This window comes from Microbacterium oxydans (assembly GCF_026559675.1).
GTDB classification, from domain to species: Bacteria; Actinomycetota; Actinomycetes; order Actinomycetales; family Microbacteriaceae; genus Microbacterium; species Microbacterium oxydans_D.
Map to the genome: position 1 here is coordinate 984,525 of NZ_CP092891.1, position 15,236 is coordinate 999,760.

The following is a 15,236-nucleotide window of genomic DNA, read 5'->3' on the forward strand; positions in this document are numbered from 1 at the left end:
AGACGTGATCCTTGCCGTCGACACCTCCCTGGGCACGGCTGTCGCCCTCATCGATGCCGACGGGGCGGCCCGCTCCACAGCGAACGCCACCGACCCCTTCGGCCACGCCGAGGTCATCGGCGACCTGCTCGTCGACGCCTGTCGGGAGGCCGGTCCCGGTGACGTGACGCATGTCGTCGCGGGCATGGGGCCGGGACCCTTCACGGGCCTGCGCATCGGCATCGCCGCCGCCCGGGCGTTCGCGCTCGGTCGCGGCATCCCGGTCGTCCCCGTCCCCAGCCACTTCGCGGCAGCGCTCACCGCGCTGGAGACCGAGACGCAGCCGTTCGCGATCGTGACGGACGCCCGCCGCCGCGAGGTCGCGATCACCGTCTTCGACGGCACGGATCCCGACGGCATCCCGAACGTCGTGGCGGACACCGTGCTGGTGCGGGCGGCGGAGGCCGACGCGCATCTCGACGGCCTCCGCCGCATCGACGTGGCGACGCTGTCCGCCACGGACCTGGCCCGGGTCGGCGCGCGGGCGCTCGCCGCCGGCCGCACCCTCACGGGCGACGAGCCCCTCTACCTGCGCCACCCCGACGTGACGCTTCCCGGCGCACCGAAGAAGGTGGGGACGTGACGCTCCGCGACGCCACCCCGGAAGACCTCGACGCGATCATGGCGATCGAGAACCGGTCCTTTCCCACCGACGCCTGGAGCGCCGACACCATGGCCGCCGAGCTCGACAGCCCGCACGGACGCTACCTCGTCGATGAGCAGGACGGCACCGTGATCGGGTACGGCGGCGTGCGCGCCCTCCAGGGCAGCGCGGATGCCGACATCCAGACCATCGCCCTCCTCGCCGAGCACCGGGGCCAGGGGCGGGGGCGCGCTCTGCTGCGTGCACTGCTCTCCGCCGCCGTCGAGCGCGGCGCCCGCGAGGTGTTCCTCGAGGTCCGGGCCGACAATCCGTCCGCCGAAGGTCTCTACCGCGCGGAGGGTTTCGAGGAGATCGGCCGGCGTCCTCGCTACTATCAGCCGGACGACGTCGACGCGATCGTGATGCGCCTGGAACTGCGCCGCCACCCGGCGTCGACCGACACGACCGAGGAGGCGAAGGCATGAGCGAACCGCTGGTCCTCGGCATCGAGACGAGCTGCGACGAGACGGGCATCGGCATCGTCCGCGGGCGCACCCTGCTCTCGAACACCATCGCCTCGAGCATGGACGAGCACGCCCGGTACGGCGGCGTCGTGCCGGAGGTCGCCGCGCGGGCGCACCTCGAGGCGCTGCAGCCGTCGATCGAGGCGGCGCTCGCGGAAGCCGGCGTGCGCCTCGACGACCTCGACGCGGTCGCCGTCACGAGCGGGCCCGGACTCGCGGGCGCCCTCATGGTCGGGGTCGGTGCCGCGAAGGGTCTGGCCGTGTCGCTCGACAAGCCGCTGTACGCGGTGAACCATCTGGTCGGACACATCGCGGCCGACATCCTCACGGTCGACTCGGCGCCGCTCGAGTACCCGACGATCGCGCTGCTGGTCTCCGGCGGGCACACCTCGCTGCTGCACGTGCGCGACCTCACGACCGACGTCGAGCTCCTCGGCGAGACGATGGACGATGCGGCGGGGGAGGCGTTCGACAAGGTCGCCCGGCTCCTCTCGCTGCCGTATCCCGGTGGTCCGGAGATCGACCGTGCGGCGGCCGAGGGCGATCCGAACGCGATCCGGTTCCCGCGGGGGCTCTCCCGCGCGTCCGACATGGCGAAGCACCGCTACGACTTCTCGTTCTCGGGGCTCAAGACGGCCGTCGCCCGCTGGGTCGAGCGCTGCGAGGCCGACGGCGTGGAGGTGCCGGTGGCCGATGTCGCCGCGAGCTTCCGCGAGGCCGTGGTGGACGTGCTCGTGACGAAGACCCTCGCCGCCTGCGCCGACCTGGGTGTGCCGCGACTGCTGCTGGGCGGGGGAGTGATCGCGAACCGGCGACTGCGCGAGGTCGCACTGCAGCGCGCGGCCGAGGCAGGCGTGACGGTGCGCATCCCCCCGCTCTCGCTCTGCACGGACAACGGGGCGATGATCGCGGCGCTCGCGGCCGAGCTGATCTCATCGGGGCGCCGCCCCTCGACCCTCGCTTTCGGCGCCGATTCCACGCTTCCGGTCACGGAGATCCAGATCGCGGAGGCGGTGCTCGCATGAGCGACGCGGCCGACGCCTCCGCGGCGAAGACTCCGCCCGCGCCGCAGACGCGCATCGAGCGCCCCAGCGGCGAGGTCGAGCACCCGGCGGGATCGGCACGGCTCCCCGGCGCGCGGCGTGAGGGGTACACGAAGCTCCCGACCGGGCCCGTCGGCATCGAGCCGGTGGTGGTGAGCGGTCCCGACATCGATGCTCCGGAGGAGCCGGAGTGGGAGCCCGCGGTCGACACCGCACCGATCGACGACACCCGACTCGCCCCCTGGGCACTGCTCGCCGCGATCGTGGCGCTCGGAGCGTCGTTCTTCGTCGGGTGGGGCATCCCCGTCGCCGTGGTCGCGGTGATCGCGGCGATCATGTCCCTGCGACGCCCCGTCGAGAACCGGGCGATCGCTCGCTGGGCGCTCGTGCTCAGCCTCTGCGCCACCGTCTACAGCCTGGGATGGCTCGTCTGGGCGGGCATGCAGTTCGAGAAGCTGGGCTGATCCGATGCTGAGCGCCGAGGAGCAGGAGGAGCTGCGTTCCCTGCAGGCGCGTGCCTACGGACGTGACGCCGTGCTCACTCCGACCGAGGCCGACAGGCTCCGTGAGCTGGATGACCGCCGCTTCGCCGCCGGGGCCGCCGGGTCGGCAGCGGACGGGAGCGCCGGACCGCCGGAGGCCTCGGCCGAGGAGAGCGCGGTCCAGGAGAGCACGCTCGAGGAGAGCGCGGTCCAGGGGAGCGCGGTCCAGGGGAGCGCGGTCCAGGGGAGCACTGTCGGGCCGGGCCGCCGGACCACGGTCATCGATGCGCCGGAGGACGGTGAGCGCACCGACGCGGGCGGCACCGCGGACGAGGGCGCTGCGGAGGAGTCCTCCGCGCCCACTGCCGGCGCGCTGCGCGCGACCGTACGGGCATACTGGCGGCCGCTCGCGCTCGCGGCCGCATTCGTGCTCGTCGTCGGTCTGGGGATCGGCTGGCTCGCCTTCGGCCGGTCCGGGGGCTCGGCCTCGGTCGAGCTGACCGCGGAGCAGCAGGAGTGGCAGAACACCCTGCTCTCCGGCGGCCGCTACGACCCGGGATCGATCCGTGCGCTCGCCGTCGAAGAAGGTGCCGTCATCTGGACGGCGACGATGGACGAGAACGCGCGCACCTGTCTGATCCTCGGCACGGGGGATGTGACCATGCCCCAGTGCGATCTCACGGAGACGGCCGTCGTGACCGGCATCTCGGGGTCCATCACCGTCGACGGCGAGGGCGACCTGCAGCGCCAGCTCAGCGTGCAGATGCTGTTCACCGCGGCGGGAGATGCCGCCGTCGCGGTGAGCTCCTACGACTACGACCCGAGCTTCAGCGGCATCACCTACGCGAACGACCAGGAGTCGCGGACGGCGGAGCGGCTCGCGGACGAAGGCTTCGACACCAATTCGCTCTGGGTGGTCGGGTACGACGGCGACGTGCCGGTGTGGACCGCCGTGAAGGTCGATGCGCAGACCCAGTGCCTCATCTACGACGGCTCGACCGCGGAGGCGCCGATCGCCTGCGCCGATCCGGAGACGATGCAGGATCAGGCGTCGAGTCTCGTCCTCAACGTCGTCGACACCGAGACCGGCGGCGTCACGCACCTCGAGCTGCCGACCAGCAGCGGCCCCGGCTACCTCGTGATCACCCGCGAGGGAGGCGTCGAGGGTGCCGGCGAGGACTGACGCCGAGGAACGGCGGGCGCTGCAGCGGAAGGCCTACAGTCCCGGCGGCAGTCTGACGACGGCCGAGGCGCAGCGGCTGCGCGCGCTGGAGGACCGGCGCCTCGATGTCGCCGAGCCGACGACGGCCGCGTCCGCGTCCGTGGAGACGGCGATCCACGACGGAGTGCCCGCCCCGAACGCCGGTGACGGGCGTGCGCCGGATGCCGCAGCGACGTCGGATGCCCCTGACCTCCCCGGACAACCGGACGCCCCCGAACCGCCGGAGGCCCCCGCGACGTTCCATGGAGCACTGCGGAGGAGCGCGAAGGCCGCGGTCGTGGGATCCGTCCTCCTGCTCGCGATCGGCATCGGCGCCGGCGGGGCCCTCTTCTCCCCGCAGCCCGCGAGCATCCCGCTGAGCGCCGAGCAGCAGCAGCGTCGTGCCGAGCTCGGCGCGTCGACCTACGACCCCGGTTCGGTGCGTGCGATCGCGCAGAACGACGACGCCCTCGTCTGGTACGCGACGAGGAAGGCGGGTGAGGTCCACTGCCTGGTGCTCGACGTCGGTGAGAGATCCCAGGCGGACTGCCGGACCTCGGAGGAGCAGGAGGTCGGGATGTCCGCGTTCCTGCCGCTGCCGGCGGAGGAGGGCGACGCCGAGGGAGGGTGGTTCGACGTGAATGTCGGCGCCACGATGTTCCTCACCGCTGACGGGGAGCCCATGGTCGGTCTCCAGCGCTGGGGTCCGGGATTCGGTTCGACCGACGGGCTCGCCGACGCCGAACGCGAGAGGGCCGGGGAGCTGGCCGCGGAGGGGTACAGCCTCGGGCTCACGCTCGTCGGCCGTTTCCGTTCGGCGCCGGTGTGGTCGGCCGACCGTCTCACCGAGCAGGGCGCGACGCAGCGGTGCCTGATCGTGGATGCCGGTGGTGGAGTGGCATGCAAACCCTTCGAGGCCGCCCTGCAGGAAGGACTCGACGTGCAGGTGGTCGATCTCGATCCGACCGGCGGGGTGACCGGCGTCTCCGCCATCGACCTGCGGTTCACGGGCCAGCAGGCTCCGTTCGTGACGGTCACGAACGCGACATCGCTGGCCGATGTCGCTCCGGAGGAGACCGTCGTGGTGCAGGGGGAGCCCGGCGATCCGATCGAGATCCGCATCCCCGGCGCCGGCACGGACGACTGAGGCGGATCACCCCGCGGCGGGCACCCGATCGGCGAGGATCGCCGTCCGTCGATCCCCGATGCGCGCGAGGATCAGCGTCGCCTCCTGATCGCCGCGCAGCGTCAGCTTCTTCCGGAACGCCGCCGGGTCGACGTCGACCCCGCGCTTCTTGATCTCGAGGCGGCCGATGCCGTGCGCCTTCAGCGCGGCGCTGATCGCCTTGGGGTTCGCCGGCAGGGTCTCGCGCACGCGGAACGACTGCACGAACGGGCTCGTCAGCGCCGCATCCGACGTCAGGTACGCGATGTGCTCGTCGAGCATCCCGGCATCGAGGCTCCGGGCGACGTCGCCGATCAGACGGGCGCGGATGACCGCTCCGTCGGGTTCGTGCAGGAATGCGCCGAGCTCGCGCACCGGCTCGTCCGCGGCATCCGCCGATGAGGTGAGTTCGTGGGAGCGGTCGTCGCGGATCACGAGGGCCGCACGCCGCACGCCCTCCCGGGCGAGGGCACCGCTCCACATGACGAGCTCCACCACGCTGCCGTCGGCGCTGACCCACTGCGCCTCGGCATCGGCGGGCAGCGCGTCACGGTCGTGCGCGGGGCCGAGCTTGATGCCGGTCGGCACCCGGGAGGCGACATCGAACGCCCAGTCCAGCGAGGGGGAGTAGTCATCGGCGGAGACGCGACGGGTCTCCGTGTGCCCCGACGTGCGCCGGGCCGGATCCATCCAGACGGCGCGGGTGCCGGTGTCATCGAGAGCGGCGAAGGCGTTCTCGGCGGTGTCGTGACGCACCACCGCGTTCTCGCCGAAGGGGGCGAGGTTGTATGCCGCGATCGCGGCCGTGACCTCGTCGGCGTCGACGGCCCGCACGTCGAGCCCGGCGCCCGCGAAGGCCAGCGCATCGCCGCCGATGCCGCAGCCGAGGTCGGCGACGTCCGTGAATCCCGCACGCCGGATCCGCTGCGCGTGCCGTGCCGCCACGCCGAGCCTCGTCGCCTGCTCGAGCCCCGCCCGGGTGAACAGCATGCGCGCGGCGAACGGTCCGAACTTGGCGGCGGCCCTGGACCGCAGGTGCGCCTGTCCGACGACCGCCGAGACGAGATCGGGCGCGTGCCCGGCGGCGCGCAGCCGGGAGACGGCGCGCGCGACGTCGGCGGTCGATTCGATCGGGTCGAGTGCGTCGAGCAGCTCGAGACCGGCAGGGGTCAGCAGGGCACGCAGCTCGGACATCTCCACGCCCTCAGCCTAATTCCCCCGCGCGGCGGACCGAGCGGCGGCGACGCACTGGCACTCGCATTGCATGAGTGCCAGCCGACCGCCTACACTGGCATTAGCACTCTCGGGTTGAGAGTGCGAACAAGTCTTTCGTGTCAGCGTCAAGAAAGAAGAGGTAGACCGTGTCGGTTTCCATCAAGCCGCTCGAGGACCGCATCGTCATCAAGCAGGTCGAGGCCGAGCAGACCACCGCGAGTGGCCTGGTCATCCCCGACACCGCCAAGGAGAAGCCCCAGGAGGGCGAGGTCGTGGCGGTCGGCCCCGGCCGTATCGATGACAACGGCAACCGTGTTCCGCTCGACGTCGCCGTCGGCGACCGCGTGCTCTACAGCAAGTACGGCGGCACCGAGGTGAAGTTCGGCGCAGACGAGTTCCTCGTCCTGTCGGCTCGCGACGTCCTCGCGGTCGTCGTCCGCTGATCTGCTGAGGTCCTCGAAGGGGGCTCGGATGCTTCGGCATCCGAGCCCCCTTCTGCGTTCCGCCACCCGGCATCCGTTTCCTGCCAAACTCGGCGGGGAGCCTGGAGGGGAGAACTCTGCGCCCGTGGCGCGGGCATAGTGTTGTGCGGTGACCCCCGAGACGACCCGCGCCACCCCGTCCGCCGGAGTCGCCTACGCCGGAGCCGCCTACCTCCTCTGGGGAGTGCTGCCGCTCTACTTCCTCCTGCTCGTGCCCACCGGGCCGTGGGAGGTCGTCGCCTGGCGTGTACTGCTGTCGTTCGTCTTCTGCCTCCTGCTGCTCACGGTCATGCGGGGCGGGGCCGCGTTCCGGGCGATCCTGCGCCAGCCGAAGCTGCTGGGCTGGACCGCGCTCGCCGGCCTCCTGATCTACATCAACTGGCAGGTGTTCCTGATCGGGACCCTCAGCGGCAACGTGGTGGAGACGAGCCTGGGCTACTTCATCAACCCGATCACCACCGTGCTCCTCGGAGTCTTCGTGCTGAAGGAGCGCATCCGGCGGCTGCAGTGGGCGGCCATCGCGATCGCGGCCCTCGCCGTCGTCGTGATCGTCGTCGCGTACGGCGACTTCCCGTGGATCGCGCTCTCGCTGACGGCGTCGTTCGGGGTCTACGGGCTCATCAAGAAGAAGATCGGTCCGGCGGTCGACGCGGTCAGCGGTCTGACCCTCGAGTCCTTCTGGTTGATCCCGATCGCGGTCGTGCAGCTGATCGTCGTCGCGCAGACGACCGGGATCACGATGGGCGCGAACGGCTGGGCGCACGGCGTGCTGCTCGCCTTCGCCGGTGTCGCGACCGCCGTCCCGCTCCTGCTCTTCGCTGCGGGCGCCCGACGGATCAACCTCACCGTGATCGGCATGATCCAGTTCATCACCCCGGTGATGCAGTTCCTCATCGGCGTCGTCGTCCTGCACGAGCCCATGCCGGCAGCGCGGTGGGCGGGGTTCGTGATCGTCTGGATCGCCATCGCCGTGTTCCTCGTCGACCTGTTCCTCGCCGCCCGCCGAGGGCGCAGGACCCCGCGGCCCGATCTGGTCTGACCGGCCCTTTCCAGGGCTGGAGAACCCGGTGTCGGATCGTTAACGCACCGAGATACTTGCCACCCCTGTGCGCGGGCATCACGCCCTAGTGTTAGAGCACCCGACTGTGGTCACAATCCACGTTCAGTTACGCAAGGGAGCATCATGAACGCATTGAAGGGCTCGCGCACCGCGAAGGTCTTCGCCGGGATCGCACTTATCAGCGCATCCGCCATCGTCATCTCCGGCTGCGCGAGCACGCCGAACGCGGAGCCGTCGAAGGGTGGTGAGAAGCCGGCCGTCGACCTGACGCTCAAGCTCGGCTCGATGCTTCCCGCGACCGGCACGCTCGCGTTCCTCGGAGCGCCGATGGAGGCCGGTGTCCAGCTGGCCGTCAACCAGATCAACGAGGCCGATGCCGGGGTGACCATCGACCTCACCACCGCCGACGAGGGCGACCTCGACAACAAGGCCTACGAGACCTCGATCACCAACCTGCAGAACGCGGGCATCACCGCGATGGTCGGCGCCGCGTCGTCGAGCGTCACGAAGCTCATCCTCGACGGCAACGCCGGTGCGGGCATCCTCACCGTCTCGCCGTCGAACACGTCCGCGGACTTCACGGGCATCAACCCGCTGTACTTCCGCACCGCCCCCAGCGACAACCTGCAGGGCGAGGTGCTCGGCAACCAGATCGCCGAAGACGGACACAAGACCCTCGGCATCATCTACCAGAACGACCCGTACGGCACCGGCCTCTTCGAAGCCATCAAGTCGACGTTCGAGGGCACCGGTGGCGAGGTCGTCGCCGAGGCCTCCTACAACCAGGGCGACGGACAGTTCAACGCTCAGGTGTCGACGATCGCGGCCGCCAAGCCGGACGCCGTCGCCGTCGTCTCGTACGACCAGTTCGCGACCATCGCGCCGCTGCTCGGCAACGCCGGCATCGACACGGGCTCGCTGTACCTGGTCGACGGCAACCTGAAGGACTGGGGCACCGACGTCTCGGTCAGCCTCGAGGGCTCGAAGGGAACCCGCGCCGGCGCCGAGCTGCCGCAGGACTTCCTGGACCAGCTGAACGAGGTCTGGACCGCCGAGGGCAACGACCCGATCGACGCCGTGACGTACTCCGCCGAGGCGTACGACGCCGTGATCCTGATGGCGCTGTCGGCTCTGGCCGCCGGTTCCGTCGAGGGCGCGGACATGGCCGAGCAGATGCGCACCGTCTCCGGTGGCGACGGTGACGGCGAGAAGTGCAAGACCTTCGCCGAGTGCGCCGACATCATCAACGGCGGCGGCACCGCCGACTACGACGGCCTCTCCGGTGAGATCACGTTCGACGAGAACAACGACCCGAAGGGCGCGGCAATCGGCGTGTACGAGTTCGGCGCCGACAACACCGCCAAGCGGATCAAGTAATCCCGCACACGAAGGCCCCGGATGCTCGGCATCCGGGGCCTTCGTCGTACCCCCGCCGCTTCCCCTCGGTCGTCGAGCGAGCGGAGCGAGACGAGACGCCCCGCCCGGAGCAGATGTCCGGGCGGGGCGTCTCGTCGTCGTGGTTTCCGGCCGACGCAGGGGTGCGGCTCAGGCGGCGTCGGTGCCGAGCGTGCCGAGGTACAGGCCGATGACCTTGGGATCGTTCAGGAGCTCGCGCCCCGATCCCTCGTAGGCGTCCTTGCCCTGGTCGAGCACGTAGCCGCGGTCGCAGATCTGCAGGCAGCGTCGGGCGTTCTGCTCGACCATGATCGTCGTCACGCCCGCCTTGTTGATGTCGGAGACGCGGATGAACGCGTCGTCCTGGCGCACGGGGGAGAGGCCGGCCGAGGGCTCGTCGAGCAGCAGCACCGAGGGATCCATCATGAGCGCCCGTGACATCGCCACCATCTGGCGCTCGCCGCCGGAGAGCGAGCCGGCGCGCTGCTTCAGGCGCTTGCCCAGCTCGCCGAAGATGCTGCTGACGAACTCCAGGCGCTCCGCGAAGATCTTCGGGTTCTGGTACAGCCCCATCTCCAGGTTCTCCTGGATGGTCAGCGAGGGGAACACGTTGTTGGTCTGCGGCACGAAGGCGACTCCGCGCTGGACGAGCTTGTCGGCCTTGAGGCCGACGATGCTCTCACCCTTCACGGTCACGTCGCCGGACCGGATCTCGACCATGCCGAAGATGGCCTTGAGCAGCGTGGACTTGCCGGCGCCGTTCGGGCCGATGATGCCGATCAGCTCACCCTTGTGGGCGACGAGGTTCGCGCCGTTGAGGATGTTGACCCCCGGCAGATACCCCGCGTGGACGTCTTTCAGCTCGACGATGACGTCGTCGTTCTTGATCTCGTTCCGTTCGACGGGTGCGTCGGTCATGCCTTCTCCTCCTCGGCCTCGTCCTCGGCTTCGACCTCGGCCTCGACCTCGGTCTCGATCTGCTCCCGGATCCGGGTGGCGTCCTCTTCCGAGATCACCGGGAGCCGGCCGGTGACCGCGCCGAGATCGACGTCCTGGTGCGCGCCCAGGTACGCGTCGACGACGGCGGGGTCCTCCATGACCTGGTCGGGCGGGCCCTCGGCCACGACGCGACCCTCGGCCATGACGACCACCCAGTCGGCGATGTGGCGCACCATGTGCATGTCGTGCTCGACGAAGAGCACGGTCATCCCGAGATCCTTGAGATCGAGGATGTGCTCCAGCAGCGACTGCGTGAGCGCGGGGTTGACCCCGGCCATCGGCTCGTCGAGCATCACGAGGGTCGGGTCGCTCATGAGCGCCCGCGCCATCTCGAGCAGCTTGCGCTGACCGCCGGACAGCGACGCCGCGAAGTCCTGCTCCTTGGCGTCGAGCTTGAAGCGGGTGAGCAGCTCGTGCGCGCGCTTCTCAATCTCCTGGTCCTGCTTGCGCCAGAGGAAGGGGAAGAGCCCGGCCCAGAAGCCTTCGCCGCGCTGATCCTTCGCCCCGAGCTTCATGTTCTCGAGCACGGTGAGCAGCGACAGCGACTTGGTGAGCTGGAACGTGCGCACCTGTCCCATCCGGGCCACCTTGAAGGAGGGGATGCCGGACAGGTTGGTGCCGTCGAACGACCAGGTGCCAGAGTTCGGCTTGTCGAAGCCGCAGAGCAGATTGAACAGCGTCGTCTTGCCGGCACCGTTGGGACCGATCAGCGCGGTGATGGCGCCGCGCGGGATCTCGAGGTGGTCGACGTCGACCGCCGTCAGCCCGCCGAAGCGCCGCTCCACGGCGTCGACGATGAGGATCGGGTCGACCTTCTTGACGCCGGGGGCGGCGGGACCGGCGGCGAGGCCGCCGGTCTTCGCCCGGGGCGTGATCTTCGCGGCTGCTGCCGCGTCGTTGTCACTTGACAAAGGTCATCTCCCTCTTGTTTCCGAGGATGCCCTGGGGGCGGAAAATGACGATCAGCATCAGGACGACACCGATCACGATGTACCGCACGACGTCGGCCTGTGCGCCCGACATGGGCAGGTAGCCGGCGTTCGCCATCGCGGGGAGCAGCGCGCCGAGGAAGGCGAACACCACCCAGAACAGCACGGCGCCGAGTGTCGGTCCGAGCACGGTCGCCGCACCACCGAGCAGGAGGATCGTCCAGAGGAAGAACGTCAGCGACGTGGAGTAGCTGCCCGGGATCACCGCGGACGGCAGGATGAACACGATGCCGCCGAGGGCGCCGATCACGCCACCGACCACGAGCGCCTGCATCTTGTAGGCGAAGACGTTCTTGCCGAGGGAGCGCACCGCGTCCTCGTCCTCACGGATGCCCTTGAGCACACGGCCCCAGGGGCTGCGCATGAGCGCCCAGACCACCAGCACCGCGACGGCGAGCGAGATCAGGCCGACGACGCGCACCCACAGGTCGGTCGCGTTGTAGGTCCACGGCCCGAATCCGTAGGTCCCGGGAGGGAAGGGGTTCGCGTCGCGGAAGCTCTGGTGATACCCCGAGAGCCCACCGGCCGAGTTGGTCCAGTCCTTGAACAGCTCCGTCACGAACATCAGACGCACCACCTCGGCGGCCGCGATGGTCGCGATGGCGAGGTAGTCCGCGCGCAGGCGCAGGGTCGGGATGCCGAGGAGGAGGGCGAACAGCGCGCCGCCGATCATGCCGACGAGGACGCCGGCCCACCACGGGAACCCGAACGTCAGGATCGAGATCGCGTAGCCGTAGCCGCCGATCGCCATGAAGGCCGCCATGCCGAAGTTGAGCAGTCCGGTGTAGCCGAAGTGCACGGCGAGACCGGTCGCGGCCAGAGCGTAGGCGATCGTCGTCGGGCTGAAGAGATAGGAGGCGGTGTTGCCGAAGATGCTTCCGAAGTCCATGTGTCAGCCCAACCTTTCCTTGCGTCCGAGGATGCCCTGCGGTCGCACGAGCAGGATGATGATCAGCGCGACGAGGGCGCTGGCGTACTTGAGGTCGGAGGGGACGCCCAGCAGGGTCGACACCTCCACGGCGAGACCGACGATGATCGAGCCGATCAGGGCGCCGATCGCGGAGCCGAGACCGCCGAGCGTGATCGCGCAGAACATCAGCAGCAGCATCTGCATGCCCATGTCCCACTTCACACCGGGCCGGAAGTACGCCCAGAGGATGCCGGAGATCGCCGCGAGCGTGCCCGCGAGGATCCACACGGTGCGGATGACCTTGTCGACGTCGATGCCCGAGGCCGCGGCCAGCTGCGGGTTGTCCGAGATCGCTCGCGTCGCCTTTCCGGTGCGGGTCCGGGTGAGGAAGAACGCGACTCCGAGGATCACGATGATGCTCGTCGCCATCCCGATCATGTCGATGTAGGAGAGCGAGATCGGTCCGAGTCTGATCGGCTCCGGGCTCGCACCGGGCAGCTGATAGGTGCTGCCGCCGATCATGTACTGCATGCCGTAGCGGAGGGCGAGCGAGAGGCCGATGCTCACGATCATCAGCTGGACCACCCCGAGGCCTCTTCGTCTCAGGGGTTTCCAGATGCCGGCGTCGAGCGCCCAGCCGAGGATCGCGCCGCCGAGGACCGCGGCGATGATGCCGAGCCAGACCGGGACATGCCAGAACGTGGTGAAGATCAGGGCGACCACCGCGCCCCACGTGACCATCTCGCCGTGTGCGAAGTTCGACAGGCGCGTGGTGCCGTAGATGAGTGCGGCGCCCATGGAGGCGAGACCGAGCAGGAGGCCGAAGTTCAGGCCGCCCACGAGGCGCGAGAGCAGCTGATCGAGGAAGGAGACCGTGACCCGCTCTCCGGCCCCGAGGAAGAAGTTGACGATCTTGGTGCCGGTCAGGCCGAACTCCAGCTCGAACGACGCGCTGGTCCCGGAGACGGGCTGGATGCCCTCCGGGAGCTGCGTCGCGTCGACGATCACGCCGTCGGGGAGCGTCGATTCGTCCACCGTGAGGGTGTACGTCTCCTTCTCCGGCACGTAGAGACGCCACTTGCCTTCGGCGTCCGTCTTCGTCTCGGCCTCGAAGCCGTTGCCCTCGATGGACATGACCACGCCCTCGACGGGTTGGTCGGCGTTGGTGACGACTCCCGCGAAGTAGAAGTCCGTGACCTCCTGCCCGTCGTCTGTCGTCTCGGCCGAGGCCGACGAGGGCGGAATGAACAGGAACGCTGTGAGCGCCATGAGGATACCGAGGAAGGCGACCAGCCAGGGGCGCTTTCGATGCACGGCGATTGTTGTGGGTCCCACGCAACCTCCACTTTGAGTGCTGTGTCTCTGCGGCGTCGGGTTTCGACCGCAGGGATGGACGACGCACTTGAGCGTAATGGGCGATCGGCGATTCACCTACCGTCGGGGCCAACGGTCCGATAACGACGGGGTACTGGGAATGTTCTCGGGCGTGTCTCGCTTAGAATCTTCATACGGGCCGCGGCCCCGCAACGGCCGACGTCGACCACCCCCTCGCACTCGGACTCGCGCGACACGCGCAGAAGGAGAATCCATGGAACAGCACGATCCCTTCGGCTTCGTCGGACTGACATACGACGACGTGCTGCTCCTGCCGGGGCACACCGACGTGATCCCCAGCGAGGCCGACACCTCGTCGCGGATCACTCGCCGAATCTCTGTCGCCACTCCGCTGCTCTCCAGCGCCATGGACACGGTCACCGAGTCGCGCATGGCGATCGCGATGGCACGCGAGGGCGGCATCGGGATCCTGCACCGCAACCTCTCCATCGCCGATCAGGCCGCGCACGTCGACCGCGTCAAGCGCAGCGAGTCGGGCATGATCACCGACCCGATCACCACGACGCAGGACGCGACCGTCGAAGAGGTCGACAACCTGTGCGCCAAGTACCGCATCTCCGGTCTCCCCGTGGTCGACGACGACGGCAAGCTCGTGGGCATCATCACCAACCGCGACATGCGCTTCGTCTCGGGCTTCGAGCGTCAGACGACCTTCGTCAAGGACGTCATGACGAGCGAGAACCTCGTGACCGCTCCGGTCGGCGTCGCCGCCGGTGAGGTCATCGCGCTGTTCGCGAAGCACCGCGTCGAGAAGCTGCCGCTGATCGACGAGGACGGCAAGCTCGCCGGGCTCATCACCATCAAGGACTTCGACAAGAGCGAGAAGTATCCGCTCGCCACCAAGGACGACCAGGGCCGACTGCGCGTCGGTGCGGCGATCGGCTTCTTCGGCGACGCCTGGGAGCGCGCCGAGGCGCTGCGCGACGCCGGTGTGGACGTGCTCGTCGTCGACACCGCCAACGGACAGTCCCAGGGCGTCATCGACCTCGTCCGTCGCCTGAAGGCCGATGCGTCGTTCGAGCACATCGACATCGTCGGCGGCAACGTCGCGACCCGCGAGGGTGCCCAGGCGCTCGTCGATGCCGGAGTCGACGCGGTCAAGGTCGGCGTCGGCCCCGGTTCCATCTGCACCACGCGCGTCGTCGCGGGTGTCGGCGTCCCGCAGGTCACCGCGGTCTACGAGGCCTCGCTCGCCGCACGCCCCGCCGGCGTGCCCGTGATCGCCGACGGCGGTCTGCAGTACTCGGGTGACATCGCCAAGGCTCTGGTCGCGGGCGCCGACGCCGTCATGCTCGGCTCGCTCCTGGCCGGGACCGACGAGTCGCCGGGCGAGATCGTCTTCCAGTCCGGCAAGCAGTTCAAGCAGTACCGCGGCATGGGCTCGCTCGGTGCGATGCAGACCCGTGGCAAGCAGACCTCGTACTCCAAGGACCGCTACTTCCAGGCCGACGTCCCCAGCGACGACAAGCTGATCCCCGAGGGCATCGAGGGCCAGGTGCCGTATCGCGGACCGCTCTCCGCCGTGGCCTATCAGCTGGTCGGCGGACTGCGTCAGTCCATGTTCTACGTGGGTGCGCGCACGATCGAAGAGCTCAAGTCGCGCGGCAAGTTCGTGCGCATCACCTCGGCGGGACTCAAGGAGTCGCACCCGCACGACGTGCAGATCGTGGTCGAGGCCCCGAACTACAAGAAGTAGTCGTCACCGACGACGAGAGGGACCGGATGCATGTCGCATCCGGTCCCTCTCGCTGTCT

The 15,236-nt window shown here is 69.4% G+C and carries 15 protein-coding genes; 10 read left to right on the plus strand and 5 right to left on the minus strand.

Translation table 11 applies throughout. From position 1 onward, the window contains the following. The first annotated feature begins 4 nt into the window (after window positions 1-4). The 6 genes from tsaB to MME74_RS04765 are packed head-to-tail and all read left to right on the plus strand — an operon-like array spanning window position 5 to window position 5,019. Window positions 5-622: a tRNA (adenosine(37)-N6)-threonylcarbamoyltransferase complex dimerization subunit type 1 TsaB gene (gene tsaB, locus MME74_RS04740; protein ID WP_267417570.1), complete on the plus strand. Its 618-nt coding sequence runs from the start codon at window positions 5-7 to the stop codon at window positions 620-622. Then, window positions 619-1,107, plus strand: coding sequence for a ribosomal protein S18-alanine N-acetyltransferase (rimI, locus tag MME74_RS04745; RefSeq protein WP_267417571.1), 489 nt, complete (start codon window positions 619-621; stop codon window positions 1,105-1,107). The genes tsaB and rimI overlap by 4 nt, the downstream gene beginning before the upstream one ends. After that, window positions 1,104-2,171 carry a tRNA (adenosine(37)-N6)-threonylcarbamoyltransferase complex transferase subunit TsaD gene (gene tsaD / locus MME74_RS04750; RefSeq protein ID WP_267417572.1) on the plus strand — a complete coding sequence of 356 codons (1,068 nt, stop codon included), beginning with the start codon at window positions 1,104-1,106 and terminating at the stop codon, window positions 2,169-2,171. The genes rimI and tsaD overlap by 4 nt, the downstream gene beginning before the upstream one ends. Beyond that, window positions 2,168-2,653, plus strand: coding sequence for a hypothetical protein (locus MME74_RS04755; protein ID WP_267417573.1), 486 nt, complete (start codon window positions 2,168-2,170; stop codon window positions 2,651-2,653). Before tsaD ends, MME74_RS04755 begins: the two co-directional genes overlap by 4 nt. Window positions 2,654-2,657: 4 nt before the next feature. Beyond that, complete coding sequence (locus tag MME74_RS04760; protein WP_267417574.1) at window positions 2,658-3,854, plus strand: hypothetical protein; 1,197 nt, start codon at window positions 2,658-2,660, stop codon at window positions 3,852-3,854. Continuing rightward, window positions 3,838-5,019, plus strand: coding sequence for a hypothetical protein (locus tag MME74_RS04765; RefSeq protein ID WP_267417575.1), 1,182 nt, complete (start codon window positions 3,838-3,840; stop codon window positions 5,017-5,019). Before MME74_RS04760 ends, MME74_RS04765 begins: the two co-directional genes overlap by 17 nt. A 6-nt stretch (window positions 5,020-5,025) precedes the next feature. Here the strand turns inward: MME74_RS04765 and MME74_RS04770 are convergent, their stop codons facing one another. After that, window positions 5,026-6,231, minus strand: a complete 1,206-nt coding sequence (locus tag MME74_RS04770; protein ID WP_416383339.1) for a THUMP-like domain-containing protein — start codon at window positions 6,229-6,231, stop codon at window positions 5,026-5,028. Window positions 6,232-6,398: 167 nt separating this feature from the next. On the opposite strand from MME74_RS04770, the gene groES reads away from it, so the two are divergent. From groES to MME74_RS04785, 3 genes are all read left to right on the plus strand, one after another. Next, on the plus strand, window positions 6,399-6,695 hold the full coding sequence (gene groES / locus MME74_RS04775) for a co-chaperone GroES (RefSeq protein ID WP_017203655.1): 297 nt from the start codon (window positions 6,399-6,401) through the stop codon (window positions 6,693-6,695). 148 nt (window positions 6,696-6,843) lie between these two features. Then, the gene (rarD, locus tag MME74_RS04780; protein ID WP_267417577.1) at window positions 6,844-7,773 is read left to right on the plus strand and encodes an EamA family transporter RarD; all 930 of its coding nucleotides are present in this window, start codon (window positions 6,844-6,846) and stop codon (window positions 7,771-7,773) included. A gap of 144 nt (window positions 7,774-7,917) precedes the next feature. Continuing rightward, entirely contained in the window at window positions 7,918-9,171 is a 1,254-nt protein-coding gene (locus MME74_RS04785; protein ID WP_267417578.1) for an ABC transporter substrate-binding protein, read from the plus strand. A gap of 168 nt (window positions 9,172-9,339) precedes the next feature. Here the strand turns inward: MME74_RS04785 and MME74_RS04790 are convergent, their stop codons facing one another. Genes MME74_RS04790 through MME74_RS04805 form a run of 4 tightly spaced genes read right to left on the minus strand, consistent with a single transcriptional unit; the run spans window position 9,340 to window position 13,356 of the window. After that, on the minus strand, window positions 9,340-10,107 hold the full coding sequence (locus MME74_RS04790) for an ABC transporter ATP-binding protein (RefSeq protein ID WP_267417579.1): 768 nt from the start codon (window positions 10,105-10,107) through the stop codon (window positions 9,340-9,342). Continuing rightward, window positions 10,104-11,063 (minus strand): ABC transporter ATP-binding protein, encoded by a 960-nt coding sequence (locus tag MME74_RS04795; RefSeq protein WP_267418517.1) that lies wholly within the window; start codon window positions 11,061-11,063, stop codon window positions 10,104-10,106. Before MME74_RS04795 ends, MME74_RS04790 begins: the two co-directional genes overlap by 4 nt. A gap of 25 nt (window positions 11,064-11,088) precedes the next feature. Then, window positions 11,089-12,066, minus strand: a complete 978-nt coding sequence (locus tag MME74_RS04800; RefSeq protein WP_267417580.1) for a branched-chain amino acid ABC transporter permease — start codon at window positions 12,064-12,066, stop codon at window positions 11,089-11,091. 3 nt (window positions 12,067-12,069) lie between these two features. Continuing rightward, the gene (locus MME74_RS04805) at window positions 12,070-13,356 is read right to left on the minus strand and encodes an ABC transporter permease subunit (RefSeq protein ID WP_416383340.1); all 1,287 of its coding nucleotides are present in this window, start codon (window positions 13,354-13,356) and stop codon (window positions 12,070-12,072) included. Between the two features lie 319 nt (window positions 13,357-13,675). Between MME74_RS04805 and guaB the strand changes: the two genes are divergently transcribed. Continuing rightward, complete coding sequence (guaB, locus tag MME74_RS04810) at window positions 13,676-15,178, plus strand: IMP dehydrogenase (protein ID WP_267417582.1); 1,503 nt, start codon at window positions 13,676-13,678, stop codon at window positions 15,176-15,178. Window positions 15,179-15,236: the final 58 nt, after the last annotated feature.

Coding starts and splice junctions, on each gene's coding strand:
- MME74_RS04800 (WP_267417580.1), bottom strand. CDS start 12,066: ATGGACTTCGGAAGCATCTTCGGCAACACCGCCTCCTATCTCTTCAGC.
- MME74_RS04785 (WP_267417578.1), top strand. CDS start 7,918: ATGAACGCATTGAAGGGCTCGCGCACCGCGAAGGTCTTCGCCGGGATC.
- guaB (WP_267417582.1), top strand. CDS start 13,676: ATGGAACAGCACGATCCCTTCGGCTTCGTCGGACTGACATACGACGAC.
- MME74_RS04755 (WP_267417573.1), top strand. CDS start 2,168: ATGAGCGACGCGGCCGACGCCTCCGCGGCGAAGACTCCGCCCGCGCCG.
- MME74_RS04770 (WP_416383339.1), bottom strand. CDS start 6,231: ATGTCCGAGCTGCGTGCCCTGCTGACCCCTGCCGGTCTCGAGCTGCTC.
- MME74_RS04760 (WP_267417574.1), top strand. CDS start 2,658: ATGCTGAGCGCCGAGGAGCAGGAGGAGCTGCGTTCCCTGCAGGCGCGT.
- tsaD (WP_267417572.1), top strand. CDS start 1,104: ATGAGCGAACCGCTGGTCCTCGGCATCGAGACGAGCTGCGACGAGACG.
- MME74_RS04790 (WP_267417579.1), bottom strand. CDS start 10,107: ATGACCGACGCACCCGTCGAACGGAACGAGATCAAGAACGACGACGTC.
- MME74_RS04805 (WP_416383340.1), bottom strand. CDS start 13,356: ATGGCGCTCACAGCGTTCCTGTTCATTCCGCCCTCGTCGGCCTCGGCC.